Genomic DNA, 17,598 nt, shown 5'->3' with positions numbered 1-17,598 from the left:
CCAGATGGTACAGCAGTGGTTCGAGGACGCGAAGCTGGGGATTTTCATTCATTACGGGATTTATGCGGTTAACGGAATCGCCGAGTCGTGGTCCTTCTACAACGGTCGCATTTCGTACGAGGATTATATGAAGCAGCTCGGCGGCTTTACGGCCCGGAACTTTGATGCGGACAAATGGGCGGATCTGATCGAGAAGTCCGGCGCAAAATATGCCGTCCTCACAACGAAGCATCACGACGGCGTCGCATTGTGGGATACGCAGGCCAGCGATCTCAATGTGGTCAAAAGCACGCCGGCCGGCAGGGACATCATCCGGGAATACGCCGATGCGGTGACCCGAAGGGGAATCCGGCTGGGCCTGTACTTCTCCCTGATCGACTGGTCCCATCCCGATTATCCCAGCGTCTACGAGGGCGGCAGAGTTCCCGAGGAGCCGGGCCGGGCCAACCCCTTCTCGAGCCCTGCGGACGGCGTTCAGGACGAAGAAAAATGGCAGCGCTTTCTGACGTTTAACAATGAACAACTGCGGGAGCTTCTGACGAATTACGGGAAAGTGGATCTGCTCTGGTTCGACGGGGATTGGGAACGGAGCGCCGAGCAGTGGAACCTGCCTGCTTTTAAAAACTACCTGCTCTCCTTCAACCCCGCGATCATGATCAATTCCCGTCTGCAGGGACACGGGGACTATAAAACCCCCGAGCAGGGGCTGCCGATTACGAGACCCGAGGGCCCCTGGGAGTTTTGCACGACGATCAACAGCTCCTGGGGCTACGTTCCGGACGACAACCATTATAAATCTCTGCATCAGATCATCCGGATGTTCTGCGACTGCATCTCCATGGGCGGAAATATGCTGCTCGATATCGGGCCCAAGGAAGACGGCACCGTCGATCCCCGGCAGGAGCAAATTTTGCTGGGACTCGGAAGCTGGATCCGGACTCACGAAGAAGCCGTTTACGGAACACGGGAAGGCATTCTTACCCGGTATTATCTCGGGGGCAGCACGTTGTCCAAAGATAAAAAAACGCTCTATCTGTTCGTGTACGACGATCCGAAAGAATCGGTCTGCCTCAAAGGGCTTTCCAGCAAAATCCGCACGATTACCGTTCTGCATTCGGGCAAAGAGCTCACGTACGATATCCACGGGGGCGTGCCCTGGTTTCAGATACCCGGAACCACTTGGATTCATCTGACCCCGGAAGATACCCACGACTATGTGACCGTGCTGAAAATCGAACTGGAGGACGAACTGGACATGTACGGCGGTTCCGGGGCCGTGGTTACCCATAACTAGGCCGTGACAGCGTGGACCGGTAACGGCTGCCCCTTTCGGTGGCGGTTTGTCCTTCGACAGCGGCCACCTTTTCGGTAAGGGTAGGCTAGGCTTCGGTAAGCCGTTCGATGGTGACAGCCTACCCGGTAGCGTATCGGTGGGCACTTACTTCGACAGCGATAGGCCCTTCGGTAATGGCAGCCTACCCGGCAGCGGAGAGCTTATCGGTAGTGGTGACAACTTTGGATGCGATAACCGCCTGCAATAGTCATAGCCCATTCGGCCCCAATAACCCCGTCGCGAGCGGTAAAAGAAAACGCCTGATCTGCCAATTCCGGCAAATCAGGCGTTTTTATTCGGGCGTGCGTATCGAATCTCGCTTTAATCCCGGTCTTCATCCGCTTCCATGCGGGCACCGTTGCGGTTGCGGTTGCGCTCCCCCTTCGCGGCTCCGTGTGCCCAGGCCGCTGCCGCCTCCGCTGCGGCGGAAGCATCCGCTTGTGCGGATATCGCCGCCTCAGCCCCGGGGCCGGGGCTTTGCCGGGAGATGCGTTCCCGCTTGTCCCGATAGTCTACCGCAAAACCGCCGCCAACTGCTCGGGCGTACGGCACACATAATCGGGTCCCGCTCCGGCCAGCAGCTCTTCGGAATCGAAGCCCCAGGTGACGGCAGCCGCTCGCACTCCGGCCCTCCGGCAGGCCTCGACGTCTCTCAGCTCGTCCCCCACGTAAATAATCCGGTCCGCGGGAAGCGAATGAGCGCGGAGCATGCCGCGGATCGCCTTGTCCTTGCCGAACAGATTCGTTGCCGAATGAACGAAATCGAACATCTCCAGTCCGTGGAGGTCAAGGAAATGCCGGATATTTTCGGCCGTATTGGAAGACAGGATGCCCATCGTTCGGCCCTGTTCTTTTAGCGCCAGAAGCAGCTCCTTCATGCCGTCTGCCGGCTGCAGGTTTACCGCCGCTTGTTTGTAGTTTCGTTTGGCTTCCAGCAGAAGAGCGGGCAGTTTAAAAAGCGGCACGTGCAGCGCCTTTAGACGGTCCGGTACGGACAGGCCCGAAAGTCTGCCGATTTCGGCCTCTTCGATTCGCCTGCCCCCGAATTTGACCGCCAGTTCATTAAAAAGCTGCACCGCCAGCCCTTTGGAATCCACAATCGTCCCGTCGAAATCAAAAATAAGAATCGGTTCCACGCCATGACACCTGCTTTCCCGTTTCGGATTTGCCTAGTCGGCCGGCAAAAAAACGCCACAGCCGCCGGAGCAGCTATGGCGCTTATGTTCTTTTACCAGCATACACGTCCTTCGGGCCGGAACGCAATGCCGAACGGCCGTAAAAGCAGCGAGCCGCCGTTTTAACCGCTCAGCCCGCCCGCGTTTTGCGCGAGCGTCCGGGCGTACTCCGTCAATTCGATCGGCGCTCCGCCGTTCAGACGGGATTCTTCGGCCGCGAAGGCCATGAGATGGCTGCGGACGGAGGCGGCCGCCGAGGTGAGGCCTTCCTGGCCGCTGTAAGTCCGCACTTCCTGGAGGAAGCTGCGGACGATGCCGCTGTCCCCGCCTCCGTGTCCGGCCGTCTGGACAGGGATCGTAATCTCCGTCTTCTGATGCGTCAGAAAATCGTAGACGATAATCGAGTCGCCCTCCGCCCTCAGTTCTCCCCGCGTGCCCATGATCTGAATGCGCCGCTCCTGTTCGAACGTAAAGCCGCACATGCTGAACATGGCCGTGGCGCCTCCTTCGAACTCCATGTTCACCACCTGGTGATCGACGACGTTGTTGTCGCTGCGGTACACGCAGCGTCCGTAGTCCGTCTCGCGCAGCCCTTTTACGATGCTCTCCTTGGAAAGGTCGCTTGTGAAGTGCCCGGCCCAGCCTCTGAATTCCCGGCTGAGATAGAACCGCGTGGCGGAATACGGGCACGTCGGCTCCACCGCGCAGTCCAGGCAGCGGTCCGCGGAGCCTTCGGGCGCGTGCGCCCCGTTGAAGTGCATGAGCGAGCCGAACGAGCTTACCCGGCTGCACGGTTTATCCATCAGCCACGATAGGACGTCCATATCGTGGCAAGATTTGGCCAGGATCATCGGACTGGCTTTGTGCGAGTTGTTCCAGTTCCCCCTCACGAAGCTGTGGGCGATATGCCAGTAGCCCACGTTCTCGTTGAGCTGGATGGATACCACCTCGCCGATTCTCCCCTCCGTGATGGCCGTCTTGACCGCCGTCCAGAACGGCGTGTAGCGCAGCACGTGGCAGATCGTGAGCAGCCGGTCGTTGTCCCGGGCGGCCTGTTCCATGTCCAGGCACTCGCGCGGGTCCGGGGACATCGGCTTCTCCAGCAGCACGTGATACTTGGCGGCAAGAGCCCGCATCGTCGGCTCGTAGTGCATCCGGTCCTGGGTGCAGATGACGGCGATATCCGCCATTTTGGGCAGGTTCAGCAGCTCTTCCCACGTATCGTAGCGGTGCTCTGCCGGAATGCCGTGCTTCTCCGCCATTTTCTCCCTGCGTTCGGCATCTGTCTCCGCCACGGCCACGAACTGCAGCTCATGCGGATAATCCAGGGCATACGGGGCATAGCCGCCCGCTCCCCGGGCGCCCGCGCCGATTAATATTGCGGTCAATTCGCTCATGTTCTCTCTCTCCCTTAACTGCTCTTGGAGTAGCGGTCCAGTGCAGCCTGATAAATTTGCTTGTAGCGGTCCAGTCCCATTTTGTTCAGGGTCGCCACATAGTCGTCCCACTGGGACAGAGGCGCATCTCCGACGATGAATTTGTCTTTCATTTCCGTGACATACGTTTCGATGTCATTGGCCAGCGTCGTCAATTCCTGCTGTTCTTCCGTCGTGAAATTGAAGGCCGGCCAGATTTCCTCCGGCTTGAGTACGTGCGGATCGGCTTTCTTCGAATTGGCTACGGAAGTAGGAAGCCCTTCCGCTCCTTTGAAGTACGCCTGCTTGACGAATCCCGGGTAATACCCGCCCGGCCAGATCAGATATTGGCTGACCGCCTGGTCGAGGCTGAGACCGTCCTTGTTGTTTTTGATGGCGTCCACATAATCGACCGTTCCGTCGCTCTCTTCCTTGTACGTGTCGTCTTTCCAGCCCATGAAGAACATCTTGATGCCTTCCTCGCCGTAAAAATAATCCATCCACCGGACCATAGCGGCCGGATTCTTCGCTTTATCGGTCAGAATAAACATCCCGATATTGCCGAGCGGAGAACCGATATACGTGTAGAGCTGATCGCCGTGCGGTCCTTTCAGTACTGGCAGGCCGGCGTATCCTTTCTGGTTATAGATCGCCGCAGGGTCTACGTTATCCACGATGCCCAGCAGCCCGGCGGTTCCCTTCGCGTCGACCTCCTCGCTTTTCACGGAGGCTATATCCTGCTCCAGCAGGCCGTCTTTATACAGCTTGTGGATGTATTCCAGCATTTCTTTGTAACGCGGATCGGCGGGGATAAAGCGGATTTTGCCCGAATCCGGTTCCGTATCGACATACAGGTTGGCGTTGCCGTGGTTGCCTAGACCGAAGGAACCTCTCAAGTAACCGACAATTCCTGTCGTCCCGACTCCGCCCCACGCGATTTCATCCGGTTTGCCGTTCCCGTTCGGATCTCCCTGCTTAAATGCCTTCAGCATCGCCGCAAATTCGTCGAGGTTCTCCGGTTCCTTCAGTCCCAGTTTGGTCAGCCATTCCGTCTTAACCCAAGGGGTATTGAAGAAAACGGACCGGAATTCCGGGTCATACAAAGTCGGCAGGCTGTAAATTTTGCCGTCCGGCATGGTGATGCCCTTTTTAATGACCGGGTATTTCTCCATCAGAGCCTTGAGGTTCGGCGCATATTGATCGATGTAGTCGTTCAGGGGCAGAAATACACCCTGCTTGCCGTATTTAAACAAGTCGGATTTCGAGAAAGCGGAAGCGTAAAACAGGTCGGGATACCCGCTGCTCGCCATGAGCAGATTTCGTTTTTCTTTCAAGGCGTCCTTTTGGACGGTCTCCCAGTTGATGTGGATGTTCGTTTTCTTCTCGTATTCCTGCCACAGCTTCAATTTGTTCCAGTCGGCATTGGCGAAAAACTTGGCGGCAAAAGCATTGACCGTGACCGGCTCCTGGACGATCGGGAACCCCGTCGCATTCACGCCTTTCGCCTCTGCCGCTTCCCCGGCGCCTTTCTCACCTCCGCTGCTGCATCCGGACAGCACCGCCGTCGTCAGCGCGCAAGCCAAAACGAGTTTCATCGCTCTCTTTCTCTTCATCTCGTTAACCTCCCTTGTTTAATCGTAACTATCGCGAATATCGTGAAGCGTGTATCGGATGAACGATCAGCCCTTGATGGCGCCGATCATAATTCCCTTGACGAAGTACCGCTGAAGGAACGGATAGAGCAGGAACATCGGGAGATTGGCCAGGACGAGAACGGCATATTTAATGCCTTCCACCGCCCGCTGCTGCTTGATCGCCGATTCCGTCGACATTTTGACCAGGCTGTCCGTCTGCCCTTGAATGAGAATTTCGCGCAGGACGAGCTGAAGCGGAAACTTGCTTTTGTCGGACAGGTACAGCAGGGCGTTGAAGAACGAGTTCCAGTGCCCGACCGCGTAGAACAGAATGGTGACGGCGATGATCGGCATGGACAGCGGCAGGATGACCCGCGTCAGGATCTGCATATTGGAGCAGCCGTCGATGGTCGCCGCCTCTTCAAGCTCTCCGGGAATCGTCTGCTGGAAAAAGGTCCGCATGATGATGATGTTCCAGATGGACACGGCGCCGGGCAAAATCATGACCCAGAAGGAGTTCAGCAGGCCGAGATTTTTGATCAGGATGTAGGTCGGAATGAGCCCCCCGCTGAAAAACATCGTGAATACGAACAGGCCCATGAACAGATTGCGGCCCACGAAGTCTTTGCGGGAAAGGGGATACGCCGCCAGAATCGTCATGATCACGTTGAGGCACGTCCCCGTAGTCGTATACAGAAGCGTATTGCCGAAGCCCCTCATAATTTGGCCGTCCTCGAAAATTTTGGTATACGAGTCCAGCGTCAGCCCCTTGGGCCAGAGCAGCACTTCCCCGTTCATAATGTATTGGGGTTCGCTGAACGAAGCGCTGAGCACGAATACCAGCGGGTACAGGACGATCAGCAGCACCAGCCCGAGAACCAGGTAAATGACGGTGTTGAACAAGCGGTCTTCACGGGTATTTTCCATCTCTTCTCCCTCTCCCTACCATAGGCTCGATCCGCTGAAGCGTTTGGAGATCCAGTTCACGCTGATCAGCAGAATGAAGTTGATTACCGTACTGAACAGGCCGACGGCGGCGGAAAAACTGTAATCCGCGTCGAGAATCCCGCTGCGGTATACGTAGGTATCGATAATATCGGAACTTTGCATGTTGAGGGTGTTCTGCATTAGGAGCACTTTTTCGAAGCCGATGGACATGACGCTCCCCAGATTCAGGATAAGCAGGATGACAATCGTCGGGCGGATGCCGGGAAGGTTAATGTGCCAGATGCGCTGGAGCCGGGTCGCCCCGTCCACGCGCGCCGCCTCGTGAAGCTGATTGTCTACGCCGGCGAGAGCCGCCAGATAAATAATGGAGCTCCACCCCATCGTCTGCCACACATCGGAGAGCACATAGAGCGTTTTGAACCAGGAAGGATCGGCCAGAAAGTTGATGGGCTTGACGCCGAACATCCCGAGAAAGGTATTGACGAGACCGTATCTGGGATTCAGGAACATCATCATCATGCCTACAACGACCACCGTGGAAAGAAAATGGGGCGCGTAGGTGACGGTTTGAACGAATTTTTTAAACTTCTGGGATTGGACTTCGTTCATGAGGAGGGCAAGAATAATCGGGATCGGGAATCCGAGCGCCAGTGTGTAAAGACCGAGACCGATCGTATTCGTAATCAGACGCTGAAAAAAGTAACTGTTGAAAAACCGCTGGAAATGGTCGAATCCGACCCAGGCGCTGCCCCAGATTCCCTTGTTCGCTACAAAATCCTTGAAAGCGATTTGCAGGCCGTACATCGGCACATAGTGAAACACGATGTAATAAAGCACGACGGGCGAAATCAGCAGATAAAGCTGCCAATTGCGGAGAATCCGCCTGCCCAGCGTCAGTTTGCGCGGAACCGGGCGAGGATGCGCCCCCGTTTCCGGGCCGCTGCGTTTGAGAATAGTTTCAGCCACGTTAATTCTCCTTCCGGGAATGAAATGCGTTCGATTCGCTTTCAGCCCCACGAAATGACTTTAGGACTGCAAAACGCTTATCCAAAATTATTTTTATATTTGGATAATTTTTGGAATCATTTTCGTCGGAAATCAGGGTGATTCAACGATTTTGTAAGACAGGCAGAACGTTATTCGTCTTAGAAAACGCTTACAAGAAACTTGTTGACCCTAATTTACCAAATCGACCCGAGGAATGCAACAACTTTTTGGCTAAAATGAATCCAAACTTTTTGGATAAAAAAGCGCAGCTAAAAAAGCCTGACATCGTTCTGTCAGACTCTTGCTTGTGCGCACACTCTCTTTACTCCCCGTCTAAGGCCGGATATCGTGGACCGACGATTCCCGGACGATCAGGGAGCACGGCAGCAAAATCCGCGGCGGAATCCGGTAGTCCTCCTCTACGTAGTCGCAGAGGAATTTGGCCGCCAACTTGCCGATTTCCTGCCGCGGCACGTCGATCGAAGTGAGCGGCGGGCTCGTGTACTGCGAAAACCCGATATTGTCCATGCCGACGAAGGCGATGTCTTCGGGGATACGGCACTGCTGTTCGAGCGCCGCCCTCATCGCCGGGATCGCCAGCATATCGCTGGCGCAGAACATGGCGGTCGGCCAGTCCGCCCGGGGCAGCTCCTGCAGCATGGCGGTCACGAGCCGGTAGCTCAGGTCCACGTCCCAGTTCGTATTGACGATCCACTCCTTGCGGATCGGCAGGTTGCCCTGATGCATCGCGAACTGGAAGCCGATGAACCGTTCGTCGTTCTCCAGCTTTCTGAAAAAAGCGGGGCCGCCCACATACCCGATCTTCGTATGCCCCTGATCAAGCAGATGCCCCACCGCCATCCGGGCGGCCGACACCCGGTCGCAGTCCACGATGGGCATTCTCAGGGAATCGTCGTTCAGGCTGACGCCGAGAATGGGAATGCCCTGCTGCTCCAGCAGCTCGTGAAGCTCCTTGTCGTACCAGCCCAGCGCGAGCACTCCCCGTGCCCCCGACTCCGTCAGCATAGCCTGGAAACGTTCCGCGTCGTTCACTTCCTCGAAGGTCCGGACGATGGCGGCGGGCTGCCCCATCTCGGCCATCTTCCCGTGAAATCCCTGGAGCACCTCCGAGAAATACGGATGATTGCCCAGCAGCTTGCCGGGAATCACGCAGGCGATCTGGGTCCGGCTCGCGGCCGCTCCCGGGGTATCGTCCAGCGGATAACCGAGCTTCAAGGCGGCTTCCCTTATTTTCCGTTTCGTTTCTTCGCTCACCGGCCGGCTCGTATCGTTGCTGATCGCCCTGGACACGGTGGAGATGGAGACGCCGATCACATCCGCAATATCTTTAAGCCTGGTCAAGGGTTCTCCCCTCCTTCCTGTTCCTTCTCATCCTCCCCATCTTATCACACACAAGCCTCGGGCAGGCAACCGTTATAGGCAATTGGGCCCAGACGATCACACTGTCCCGGACAGCCGTTTTCCGCAAAGCCCGATGATGGTATGATGGAGGGAAAGCGCAGAACGTTTACTACGGAGGTACACAGATGGATAACATGGTAGAACGGGTGGCGGGCAATCTCAAAAAAATCCGCCGTTCGCGCGGGCTCAGCCTGGATAAGCTCGCGGAACTGACGGGCGTCAGCAAAACGATGCTGGCCCAGATCGAACGGGCGGAATCGAACCCCACCATCACGATTTTGTGGAAAATCGCCCACGGCCTGCATATCTCGGTTTCGGCGCTCATCGAGGATGAGAAGCCGTCGGTTACGCTGGTGAAGAAATCCGAGCTGTTTCCGATGTCGTCGGAAGAGGGAAAATATACGGCTTATCCGCTCTTTCCGTACGACGGAAGCTCCCGCTTCGAGATTTATTCCGTGGAGCTGCAGCCCGGCTGCGAATATGAATCCGACCCTCATCACGAGGGAGTGGAGGAATACGTGTCGGTCACCCGCGGCACCCTTGAGATGCAGATCGGCGAGCAGGTGATCGTAGCGGAAAACGGCGACGCCATCCGGTTTCACGCCGACCAGAGCCACATTTATCGGAACAGCACGGACGAAGTGGTTCATATCCAGAGCGTCATTTTGTATCCGTTCTAGTCCGGTTACATTCTAGTTCGGTACCGTTCTATACCGGCTCCGTTCTAGTCCGGTATTTCCGGTTTTATCCTTTCCCGTAGGAATGTTTTGGTTCCTGCGGGAATTTTTTTATTTACACGCTAATATAGTTTGGGTTACTATAGCAGCATTCAGGTACTTCATAACGCACATAAGTACTTTATAACGATCATTTCTCAAAAGGAGAATGCTGGTCATGACCCAAACCATGGTTGGACTTGTCAAAGCGCACCGCAAAGCCGGAGCCGTTCTGATGGAGGTGCCCGTCCCCGAATGCGGGCCGGATGAAGTGTTGATCCGGGTGAAGGCGAGCTCGATCTGCGGAACGGATATGCATATTTATCATTGGGACGACTGGGCCGAACAGCATGTCGTGACCCCCAATGTGTTCGGCCACGAATTTGCGGGCGTCGTGCATGAGGTGGGCTCGCAGGTGAGCAGCGTCCGCGTCGGGGATTATGTGTCCGCCGAGGGCCACATCGTCTGCGGGATGTGCAAACAATGCCGTTCGGGCAACGCTCACGTCTGCCCTCATACGCGAAGCTTCGGCATTACCGCGCCGGGCTGTTTTGCCGACTATGCGGTGACCAAGGCGGTCAACATCATCCCGAACGACAGGTCTCTGCCCTTCGAGCTGGCCTGCCTGCAGGACCCGCTGGGCAATGCGGTCCAGTCCGTGCTGTCGGGCGACATCGTGGGCAAGTCCGTCGTCGTCATGGGTGTAGGCCCGATCGGCCTCATGGCCGTCCAGGTAGCGAAGGCCGCGGGCGCAGGCAAAATCATCGCCGTCGACCTTAACGCGTACCGGCTGGATATGGCCCGGAAGCTGGGCGCCGACGCGACGATCCAGTCGTCTCCCGCGGTCTCCGCCCCGGAGCGGATCCGGGAGATGACGGGCGGTGAAGGAGCCGAAGTCGGCCTCGAAATGTCCGGCAATGCCCGCGCCATCAACGACCTGCTGGAAGCTATGTCACCCGGAGGCCGCGTCTCTCTGCTGGGTATTCCGGCTCATTCCGTGCCGATCGACCTGTCCCGGCATGTGATTTTCAAGGGCCTTCAGGTCCACGGCATAACCGGACGGCGCATGTACAACACCTGGCACCAGATCAAGGGACTGCTGGACCAGAACCGCATCGACCTTCAGCCGCTCGTCCAGCATACGTTTACACTCGACCGGTACGAGGAAGCTTTCGACTTGATGGCTTCGGGCCAATGCGCCAAGGTCGTCTTTACTCATATTTAGAAAACGGAGGATGAACATATGAGCGGATTGGATTATTTGGCGGAAGAACTGGAACAGCTCAAACGGGAAGGCCGGTACCGGCTGCCCGCCGTATGGGAAAGCGGCTCGGATGTCTGGATGGAACTGAACGGCCGGCGGGTGCTTCAGCTTTCCTCGAACAACTATCTCGGATTTGCCAATCATCCCGATCTCAAACGGGCCGCCGCGGATGCCGTATACCGATATGGCGCCGGCAGCGGTTCCGTACGGACGATAGCCGGAACGCTGAAGATTCACGACGAGCTGGAACGGGAGCTTGCCGCGTTCAAAGGAACGGAAGCCGCACTCGTCTTCCAGTCCGGTTTTACGACGAACCTCGGCGTGTTCTCCACGCTGCTGCAGGATGGCGATGTCGTGATTAGCGACGAGCTGAATCATGCGAGCATTATCGACGGAATCCGGCTGTCCAAAGCGGCGCGCAAAATCTACCGGCACAAGGACATGAACGCGCTCGAAGACGTTCTCCGCGCCAGCGGCCAGTACCGGAAGCGCTTTATCGTGACGGACGGCGTGTTCAGCATGGACGGGGACATCGCGCCTCTGCCGGCCATCGTCGAGCTGGCCGAACGCTACGACGCCATCGTCTGCGTCGACGATGCCCATGCCAGCGGCGTGCTCGGCCGCAACGGCAAAGGCTCCACCGACCACTTCAACCTGCACGGGCGGGTGCATATCCAGATCGGCACCCTGTCCAAAGCGATCGGCGTGGTCGGCGGTTACGCGGCCGGAAGCCAGGCGCTGAAGGAAGTGCTGATCCACAAGGCGAGGCCGTTTCTGTTCAGCACGTCCCATCCGCCTTCCGTTGCGGCCAGCTGTCTGGAGGCCATCCGCGTTCTCCGCAGCAGCTCGGAGCTGGTGGAACGGATGTGGTCTCATGCCCACGGTTTCCGCAAGGCGCTGATTCAAGCCGGCTTCGATACCGGAGCCAGCGAGACGCCGATTATCCCCATTATTATCGGGGACGCCGCGGCTACCATGCATTTCTCCAACCGCCTCCTGGAGGAAGGCGTTTTCGCCCAGGGGATCGTCTTCCCGACCGTTGCCGCCGACAAAGGCCGCATCCGGCTGATCATTACGGCGGCCCACTCTCAGGACGATCTGGACTTTGCCCTGGAGGCGCTCAAAAAAGTAGGGCGCGAAACCGGTCTTATCTCCTAAATAAAACCTGCCCCGGCTGTTTGGCAATAGGCCGCGGGGCAGTTTTTTTATTTTAGGGCGGAAGGTGACAGCAACAACTATCTAAAACAAAATACAACCCTACTTTTTCATCTTCGTCCCCCAAAATATTTGTTAATATTTAGGTCAAATATAGTACAATAGAACTAACTTAGTTGAAATTACCTAACATCTACCTAGGGGTGACAAAATGGATTACAAAAGCGAGAACTTAAAACGCATGGAAACAAAGATGGCCATGTTAAATCCCGTTCTCTACAAAACCTGTGAATGTATGCACAAATTAGCACTCGAAGAATTCTCAAATTTAATTGATGATGACGAAGAAGTAATGTTCTTTAGTGCCGGTTCACTTGAAAAAGGGGATCTCATAACCGGTTTAATATTTGTAACAAATAAACGGTTTGCTTTGTGTGTAAAAGCACTTTCTACGACCCTCGATCAGTTTTATTATGATCAGATCACTTCTATCGATTACAAAAAAACTTGGTATGGGCAAGGAATCATAGAAATTAACTCCTACAGCGAAAAAATTCACTTTTATTACAACGATCCCGGTAGTTTAATAAGTGTAATTAAGTATGTCAGAGAAAAAATGTATGAAACGAACCAACAAAAAAACGTGCAACAGCCTATACATTTTCAACCAGTTGACGTAGTAGATCAGCTTGAGAAACTAGCTAGGCTTAAAAATCAAGGAATACTTTCTCAAGAAGAATTTGATGTACAAAAAACGAAGCTATTAAGCAGATTATGATCTATTTCGTGGCTTAAAAGAAAGCAATACCGTTGAAGGTATTGCTTTCTTTTAATACTTATACGAATATTTTTTATTAAATGACTTTTAGAAAAAGATACAAACTTCCCCGTTTGTCATTCCCAGGCCCACGAGTCGACGCCGAGTTAACTACTTTTTTAGAAGCATCCGCCCCCTTCACTTGTACAGCTCCACCCATTGGTTCAGCTGCTGCTTGAGCTTCTCCCGCACGGCCTTAGGCTCCAAAATTTCCGCCGCCGGACCGTACTGCATCACCCAATTGAGAAACTCGCGCTCATTGTTTACCGTCACCTCGAAAATGAGGCTCCCATCCTTGCGGTCGCGCATACGGGGGTGAACGAACAGTTCCTCTTCCTTGACGTACCGAGCCACTTCCGCGTTAAATTTCACCTTGAATGTCATATTTTTGTCCCCGCGCTCGATGGACCAGGTGTTCTTAAGGTACTGCCGGATGTTAAAATCCCCTTTTTCAAAAGCCTGCCCGGTCACCTCCACCTGCTGAAAACGGCTCATCCGGAACGTGCGGACCTCCCGCTTCAAATGACAGTAGCCGATGAGATAAAAGCGCCGTTCACGCGGCACGAGGTAATACGGATCAATGTTCCTCTCCGTCGTTTTGTTGCGGGACATCGTATGATAAACGGTTGAAATGGTTTTCTGATCCAGAATGGCGCAGATAATCGTCTCCAAAAAATTCGGATGCTCCTGCCGGTAAGCGGGCGCTCCCATCTGAATAATGTCCGTAATATTTTGCACGATGTCGCGGTGGTGGCTCTTTTCCTTCCCGTGAGTGGCCATTACTTTATGGTAAGCCTGGTCAAACCCAGGCGGCAGCTTTTCCGTATCGAGGACCGAAGGAAGCATCGAGAAAACGAGCGCCTCCTGCTCCGTAAAGTTTAACGGGTACAAGAAAAACTTCCCCATAAACCGGTACCCGGTCCCCCTGCCGTCGTTGGTGATCGGCGCTATCAGGCTTAATGTAGCGAGATCCCGGTAAACCGTCCGGGGATTAATTCCGCATTTACGGGCGATGTCCGAAGCCGAGATTCCGGGATTGGCTTGAATGGCCAGAATAATATGAAACAATCGGATGACTTTGTCCATCATAAGGGCTTGTCTCACTCCATTCCGTTAGGTCTATGTGCCTATTGGAGTTAATTCGACACCGGCCCCGGACCTTCCTACTTCTTCCATAAAAACAGAAAACCGGAAGAGGCTTCGGGAGAGCCGTCCCCCGTTTTCGGACAAGGCTGAGGAATTTCTTTGACCTGGCTCCGGTCATTGCTCCGGTCGCTGCTCCAGCCCTTACTCCCAGCCTTCCTCTTGTCCCAACTCCTTTTTTGTTTCCTTTCTTTTGCCTTATCCGTATCCTTCTTATCCTTGTCTTGTTCGTCCTCCTCTCCGTCTTCCTGTCCGTCTTCCGCTTCCTGCGCCCCCGGTTTCATACCTCCGTTCTTCTTCACGACATTCTCTATGTAGTCCTTCCTCAGCCCCAGTTCTTCACAAATGACGCCGACATCCAGCATAAGTTTTCTCCCCATACCCATCTCTCCGCACAAACCCCTTCCCCAAATCATGATATCAATTCCATTATTTAGGTTATCACTTCGATGCGACACCTGTTTGTCTCGAATGGGTGTTTGCTTTTTTTTACTTTTGCCCAACAAAAATAAACCCGTCCGACAGAACAAAGTCTGTCGAACGGGTTGTATGCACACCAAACCGTGCGGAACCGGCTGTGTGACTCCACAGCCTGCGGCAGGACAGCCTACTCCTCACGCCGGCTTACCGCCTCTCCCCCGCCGCGACCGTCTCGATCAGCCGCGCGAGCAGAGCCGTACGCGGCGCGATTTCGTCCAGCCGCACATATTCGTCCGGCGAGTGCGCGAAATCTCCCCGCGCGCCGAGGCCGTCCAGCGTCGGAACCCCGCACGCGGCGGTGAAGTTCCCGTCGCTGACGCCGCCGGTCGCCGTCTCGCCGAGCTCGAAGCCCAGCTCGTCCGCGGCGATTCTCCGCGCGAGGCCGTACAGCCGCGCGATCGCGTCCGTGCGCTCCATCGGCGGGCGCATCATGCGGCCCTCGATGCGGAGCCGGGCACCCGGCAGGTGCGGGCGGAGGCCCGCGATCAGCGCGTGCACCCGCTCGGCCTCGGCCGACGTCTTCACGCGCACGTCAATCTCGGCTTCGGCGCGGTCTGCGACCACGTTCGTGCCGATGCCTCCGTGTACGATGCCGACGTTCACCGTGGTGCCGATGCCGTAATCGGTGAGGCCGTGCAGATGCTGGATCTGGTGCGCCAGCTCCTCGATGGCCGAGACGCCCTTGGAAGGGTCCACGCCCGCATGGGCGGCAATCCCTTCCACGATGAGCTTGTAGCGGCCGCTTCCTTTGCGGCCGGTTTTGAGCGCGCCCTCCGGCTCCATCGGAGGCTCCAGCACGAAGACCGCCTCGCAGCCCCGGGCGGTCTGCTCGATCAGCCCGCGCGAGCTGGGGCTGGAAATCTCTTCGTCGCTGTTGATCAGCAGCACGACGGTAACATCTTCCGCGGGACCGCGTCCCTCGTCACCGAGCAGCTTCAGCGCGAACATCGCCTGAAGCAGCCCCAGCTTCATGTCGTACACGCCGGGTCCCAAGGCTCTGCCCCCGCGGACGCCGTAGGGCCGCCGCGACGCTTCGCCTTCGGGCCACACGGTATCGTAATGGCCCAGCAGCAGAATGCGCCGGCTGCCGGCGCCCCACTCGCAGAGCAGCCGGTCGCCTGCGACTTCATGGGGAAGGCGCGTTACCGTTCCCCCGGTCAAACGCCGGAACTGGATCTCGTACCAATCCGCCATCCGGTCGCAGAGCGCCTTGTTCCGTGAAGGCGAGTCCATATTTACGCTTTCTTCCAAGAGCCGGAGCAGCTCCGGCATGTATTTTTCCACAAGAGTTACGTCTGACATACGAAATAAACCTTTCTTTGCGCAAAATAAACGGGTACGTCCGTACGAACGCGCTGCGGAAGAAACGGACGGCATGCAACCCGCATGCCGCCCCTCTTTTTTTATGGAGTGAATCCGGACTTGCCTGAATAAAGAAATCTAATGAGAATGCGAATTCGTGCCGAAGAGCTTATCGAGCCCGTACACCCGCTCCAGAATGAAAATAAACACCAGACTGAGCAGGATGACGACGGACGAAACCGAAGCGACAAGCGGATTGAGCGTTTCCTGCATATAGCTGAAAATCGCCATCGGCAGAGTCGTCGTCTCCGGGGAGACCAGGAACAGCGAAACCGTCACGTTATCGAACGAAGTCAGGAACGAGAAGATCATCCCGGACAAAATGGCCGGACGAAGCAGCGGCAGCGTGATGTCGCGGAAAACCTGAAACGGGCTGGCCCCCAGAATGTAAGCCGCACGCTCCAAGGTGTAATCGTAAGCGCTCAGCCCCGTCATCGTCAGCCGGACCACATACGGGATCGAAATAAGCATGTGGGTGATCAGCAGTCCGGTGAAGGTTCCCGCCAGGCCGATCCGGGTGAAGAAGAGCAGCGCAGCCATCCCTATTATAATAGAAGGAACGGTGAGCGGAGAAAGCAGCAGCGCGTTGACGAAGCCGCTCCCCGGGAACTTGTATTTGTGGATCGCCATGGCGGCCAGCGTGCCGATGATTGTAGACAAAACGGCCGACAGAGCCGCCAGCTCCAAACTGAAAATAAACGACTCGATAAATTCCGGCCGGTCCAAAATTTTCTCATACCATTTCAGCGAGAAGCCTTCCGGCGGGAAGGACAAATAATTGGCCGACGTAAGCGAGGTCGGAATAATGACCAGCAGCGGTGAAATGACGAAAAGCAGCACGATAAACGTAACGATGCCGAGCCACGGGATGCGTTTGATCACGAGAACACCTCCCGGTAGCGCTTCGTTTCCACGATTTTCGTAAATACCGTCACGAGCGCATAGGTGGAAGCCAGCATCAGGAAGGCGAGCGCCGAACCGAGCGGCCAGTCGAGCGTGGCCATAATTTTCTCGTACGTGATGACCGGCATGACTTTAACCGAGCTTCCTCCCATCAGGGCAGGGGTGACGAAAGCGCTCATGGACAAGCTGAACACCAGTGTCGTCCCGGCAAAAATGCCCGGCAGGCTGAGCGGCAGCGTGATGGAGAAAAACGAACGGGCCTTCGAGGCGCCCAGAATTCCCGCCGCTTTGTACAGGGACTGGTCGACGGCATACAAGCTCGTCGCCAGCGCAAGCACCATGTACACGATAAAGGAATCCGTGAGTCCGATGACCACGCCAAGCTCGTTGTACAGAAGCTTAAGCGGCTTGTCGATCAGGCCGAGCTTGATCAGAGAGCTGTTGACCCAGCCTTTGTCGCCCAGAATGACGACCCAGCCGAAGTTGCGGATAACCACGGAGATCAGATGCGGCGAAATGATCAGAAACGTGACGAGTCCGCGCATTTTGCCCGACGCCTTGGACATGAAGAGCGCAACCGGGTAACCGAGAATGAGCGTTAGCAGGACGGTATACAAGCTGAGCTTGATCGTCCGCCACAAGATGCCCGCATAATACGAGTCTTGTACGAAAAGCAGGTAGTTGTGCAGCGAGAACTGCTGCTCGGCGTCCTGCAAACTCTGGAGCAGGATGTAGATCATCGGGATGAGAAACGCGCCGAGCAGAACGATCAGACTGGGGGCCAGAAGAAACAGCCCCGTCCAGGACGACAGGCGGCGGAAGCGGGAGGATTTCGCCTGCATGG

General features: G+C 55.9%; 17 protein-coding genes. 5 read left to right on the top strand and 12 right to left on the bottom strand.

Going from position 1 to position 17,598, the window contains the following annotated elements:
• Positions 1-4: 4 nt before the first annotated feature.
• Positions 5-1,294 carry an alpha-L-fucosidase gene (locus tag HMPREF1207_RS18600; RefSeq protein WP_009676129.1) on the top strand — a complete coding sequence of 430 codons (1,290 nt, stop codon included), beginning with the start codon at positions 5-7 and terminating at the stop codon, positions 1,292-1,294.
• A gap of 360 nt (positions 1,295-1,654) precedes the next feature.
• On the opposite strand, the gene HMPREF1207_RS18595 is transcribed toward HMPREF1207_RS18600, so the two are convergent.
• The 7 genes from HMPREF1207_RS18595 to HMPREF1207_RS18565 all read right to left on the bottom strand — a co-directional run bounded on the left by HMPREF1207_RS18595 (position 1,655) and on the right by HMPREF1207_RS18565 (position 8,854).
• Positions 1,655-1,885 (bottom strand): hypothetical protein, encoded by a 231-nt coding sequence (locus tag HMPREF1207_RS18595; protein ID WP_009676191.1) that lies wholly within the window; start codon positions 1,883-1,885, stop codon positions 1,655-1,657.
• Positions 1,846-2,469 (bottom strand): HAD-IA family hydrolase, encoded by a 624-nt coding sequence (locus tag HMPREF1207_RS18590; RefSeq protein WP_009676115.1) that lies wholly within the window; start codon positions 2,467-2,469, stop codon positions 1,846-1,848. Before HMPREF1207_RS18590 ends, HMPREF1207_RS18595 begins: the two co-directional genes overlap by 40 nt.
• Before the next feature lie 161 nt (positions 2,470-2,630).
• The gene (locus HMPREF1207_RS18585; RefSeq protein WP_009676190.1) at positions 2,631-3,905 is read right to left on the bottom strand and encodes a Gfo/Idh/MocA family protein; all 1,275 of its coding nucleotides are present in this window, start codon (positions 3,903-3,905) and stop codon (positions 2,631-2,633) included.
• 14 nt (positions 3,906-3,919) lie between these two features.
• Positions 3,920-5,536 (bottom strand): extracellular solute-binding protein, encoded by a 1,617-nt coding sequence (locus HMPREF1207_RS18580; protein ID WP_009676116.1) that lies wholly within the window; start codon positions 5,534-5,536, stop codon positions 3,920-3,922.
• A gap of 66 nt (positions 5,537-5,602) precedes the next feature.
• Positions 5,603-6,484, bottom strand: coding sequence for a carbohydrate ABC transporter permease (locus HMPREF1207_RS18575; protein ID WP_009676096.1), 882 nt, complete (start codon positions 6,482-6,484; stop codon positions 5,603-5,605).
• A 15-nt stretch (positions 6,485-6,499) separates the two neighbouring features.
• Positions 6,500-7,471 carry an ABC transporter permease gene (locus HMPREF1207_RS18570; protein ID WP_009676174.1) on the bottom strand — a complete coding sequence of 324 codons (972 nt, stop codon included), beginning with the start codon at positions 7,469-7,471 and terminating at the stop codon, positions 6,500-6,502.
• A gap of 354 nt (positions 7,472-7,825) precedes the next feature.
• Positions 7,826-8,854 (bottom strand): LacI family DNA-binding transcriptional regulator, encoded by a 1,029-nt coding sequence (locus HMPREF1207_RS18565; protein WP_009676208.1) that lies wholly within the window; start codon positions 8,852-8,854, stop codon positions 7,826-7,828.
• A gap of 185 nt (positions 8,855-9,039) precedes the next feature.
• Here HMPREF1207_RS18565 and HMPREF1207_RS18560 point away from each other — a divergent pair, with 185 nt between their 5' ends.
• The 4 genes from HMPREF1207_RS18560 to HMPREF1207_RS18545 all read left to right on the top strand — a co-directional run bounded on the left by HMPREF1207_RS18560 (position 9,040) and on the right by HMPREF1207_RS18545 (position 12,827).
• Entirely contained in the window at positions 9,040-9,594 is a 555-nt protein-coding gene (locus HMPREF1207_RS18560) for a helix-turn-helix domain-containing protein (RefSeq protein WP_009676228.1), read from the top strand.
• Positions 9,595-9,808: 214 nt separating this feature from the next.
• Positions 9,809-10,855 carry an L-threonine 3-dehydrogenase gene (tdh, locus tag HMPREF1207_RS18555; RefSeq protein WP_009676103.1) on the top strand — a complete coding sequence of 349 codons (1,047 nt, stop codon included), beginning with the start codon at positions 9,809-9,811 and terminating at the stop codon, positions 10,853-10,855.
• An 18-nt stretch (positions 10,856-10,873) separates the two neighbouring features.
• Positions 10,874-12,052, top strand: coding sequence for a glycine C-acetyltransferase (locus HMPREF1207_RS18550; protein ID WP_009676059.1), 1,179 nt, complete (start codon positions 10,874-10,876; stop codon positions 12,050-12,052).
• 208 nt (positions 12,053-12,260) lie between these two features.
• Positions 12,261-12,827: a PH domain-containing protein gene (locus HMPREF1207_RS18545; protein WP_009676177.1), complete on the top strand. Its 567-nt coding sequence runs from the start codon at positions 12,261-12,263 to the stop codon at positions 12,825-12,827.
• Positions 12,828-13,004: 177 nt separating this feature from the next.
• Here HMPREF1207_RS18545 and HMPREF1207_RS18540 read toward each other — a convergent pair whose 3' ends face one another.
• From HMPREF1207_RS18540 to HMPREF1207_RS18520, 5 genes are all read right to left on the bottom strand, one after another.
• A complete protein-coding gene (locus HMPREF1207_RS18540) occupies positions 13,005-13,955 on the bottom strand; it encodes a helix-turn-helix transcriptional regulator (RefSeq protein WP_009676219.1) in 951 nt (316 codons plus the stop codon).
• A gap of 74 nt (positions 13,956-14,029) precedes the next feature.
• Entirely contained in the window at positions 14,030-14,389 is a 360-nt protein-coding gene (locus HMPREF1207_RS18535) for a hypothetical protein (RefSeq protein WP_231392112.1), read from the bottom strand.
• Between the two features lie 244 nt (positions 14,390-14,633).
• On the bottom strand, positions 14,634-15,791 hold the full coding sequence (locus HMPREF1207_RS18530) for a M20 family metallopeptidase (RefSeq protein WP_016423876.1): 1,158 nt from the start codon (positions 15,789-15,791) through the stop codon (positions 14,634-14,636).
• Between the two features lie 138 nt (positions 15,792-15,929).
• Positions 15,930-16,730, bottom strand: a complete 801-nt coding sequence (locus HMPREF1207_RS18525; RefSeq protein ID WP_036740481.1) for an ABC transporter permease — start codon at positions 16,728-16,730, stop codon at positions 15,930-15,932.
• Positions 16,730-17,596, bottom strand: coding sequence for an ABC transporter permease (locus tag HMPREF1207_RS18520; protein ID WP_009676077.1), 867 nt, complete (start codon positions 17,594-17,596; stop codon positions 16,730-16,732). Before HMPREF1207_RS18520 ends, HMPREF1207_RS18525 begins: the two co-directional genes overlap by 1 nt.
• Positions 17,597-17,598 lie beyond the last annotated feature (2 nt).

The sequence above is a fragment of the Paenibacillus sp. HGH0039 genome (assembly GCF_000411255.1).
Taxonomy (GTDB): domain Bacteria; phylum Bacillota; class Bacilli; order Paenibacillales; family NBRC-103111; genus Paenibacillus_F.
The sequence above is the reverse complement of the archived record's forward strand: the minus strand, read 5'-3'. Positions and strand labels throughout refer to the sequence as shown.

What these genes read in the sequence shown, in the direction of transcription:
- HMPREF1207_RS18580 (WP_009676116.1), bottom strand. Translation starts at nt 5,536, where the DNA reads ATGAAGAGAAAGAGAGCGATGAAACTCGTTTTGGCTTGCGCGCTGACG.
- HMPREF1207_RS18575 (WP_009676096.1), bottom strand. Translation starts at nt 6,484, where the DNA reads ATGGAAAATACCCGTGAAGACCGCTTGTTCAACACCGTCATTTACCTG.
- HMPREF1207_RS18520 (WP_009676077.1), bottom strand. Translation starts at nt 17,596, where the DNA reads ATGCAGGCGAAATCCTCCCGCTTCCGCCGCCTGTCGTCCTGGACGGGG.
- HMPREF1207_RS18600 (WP_009676129.1), top strand. Translation starts at nt 5, where the DNA reads ATGGTACAGCAGTGGTTCGAGGACGCGAAGCTGGGGATTTTCATTCAT.
- HMPREF1207_RS18560 (WP_009676228.1), top strand. Translation starts at nt 9,040, where the DNA reads ATGGATAACATGGTAGAACGGGTGGCGGGCAATCTCAAAAAAATCCGC.
- HMPREF1207_RS18540 (WP_009676219.1), bottom strand. Translation starts at nt 13,955, where the DNA reads ATGATGGACAAAGTCATCCGATTGTTTCATATTATTCTGGCCATTCAA.
- tdh (WP_009676103.1), top strand. Translation starts at nt 9,809, where the DNA reads ATGACCCAAACCATGGTTGGACTTGTCAAAGCGCACCGCAAAGCCGGA.
- HMPREF1207_RS18545 (WP_009676177.1), top strand. Translation starts at nt 12,261, where the DNA reads ATGGATTACAAAAGCGAGAACTTAAAACGCATGGAAACAAAGATGGCC.
- HMPREF1207_RS18535 (WP_231392112.1), bottom strand. Translation starts at nt 14,389, where the DNA reads ATGGGGAGAAAACTTATGCTGGATGTCGGCGTCATTTGTGAAGAACTG.
- HMPREF1207_RS18550 (WP_009676059.1), top strand. Translation starts at nt 10,874, where the DNA reads ATGAGCGGATTGGATTATTTGGCGGAAGAACTGGAACAGCTCAAACGG.
- HMPREF1207_RS18530 (WP_016423876.1), bottom strand. Translation starts at nt 15,791, where the DNA reads ATGTCAGACGTAACTCTTGTGGAAAAATACATGCCGGAGCTGCTCCGG.
- HMPREF1207_RS18585 (WP_009676190.1), bottom strand. Translation starts at nt 3,905, where the DNA reads ATGAGCGAATTGACCGCAATATTAATCGGCGCGGGCGCCCGGGGAGCG.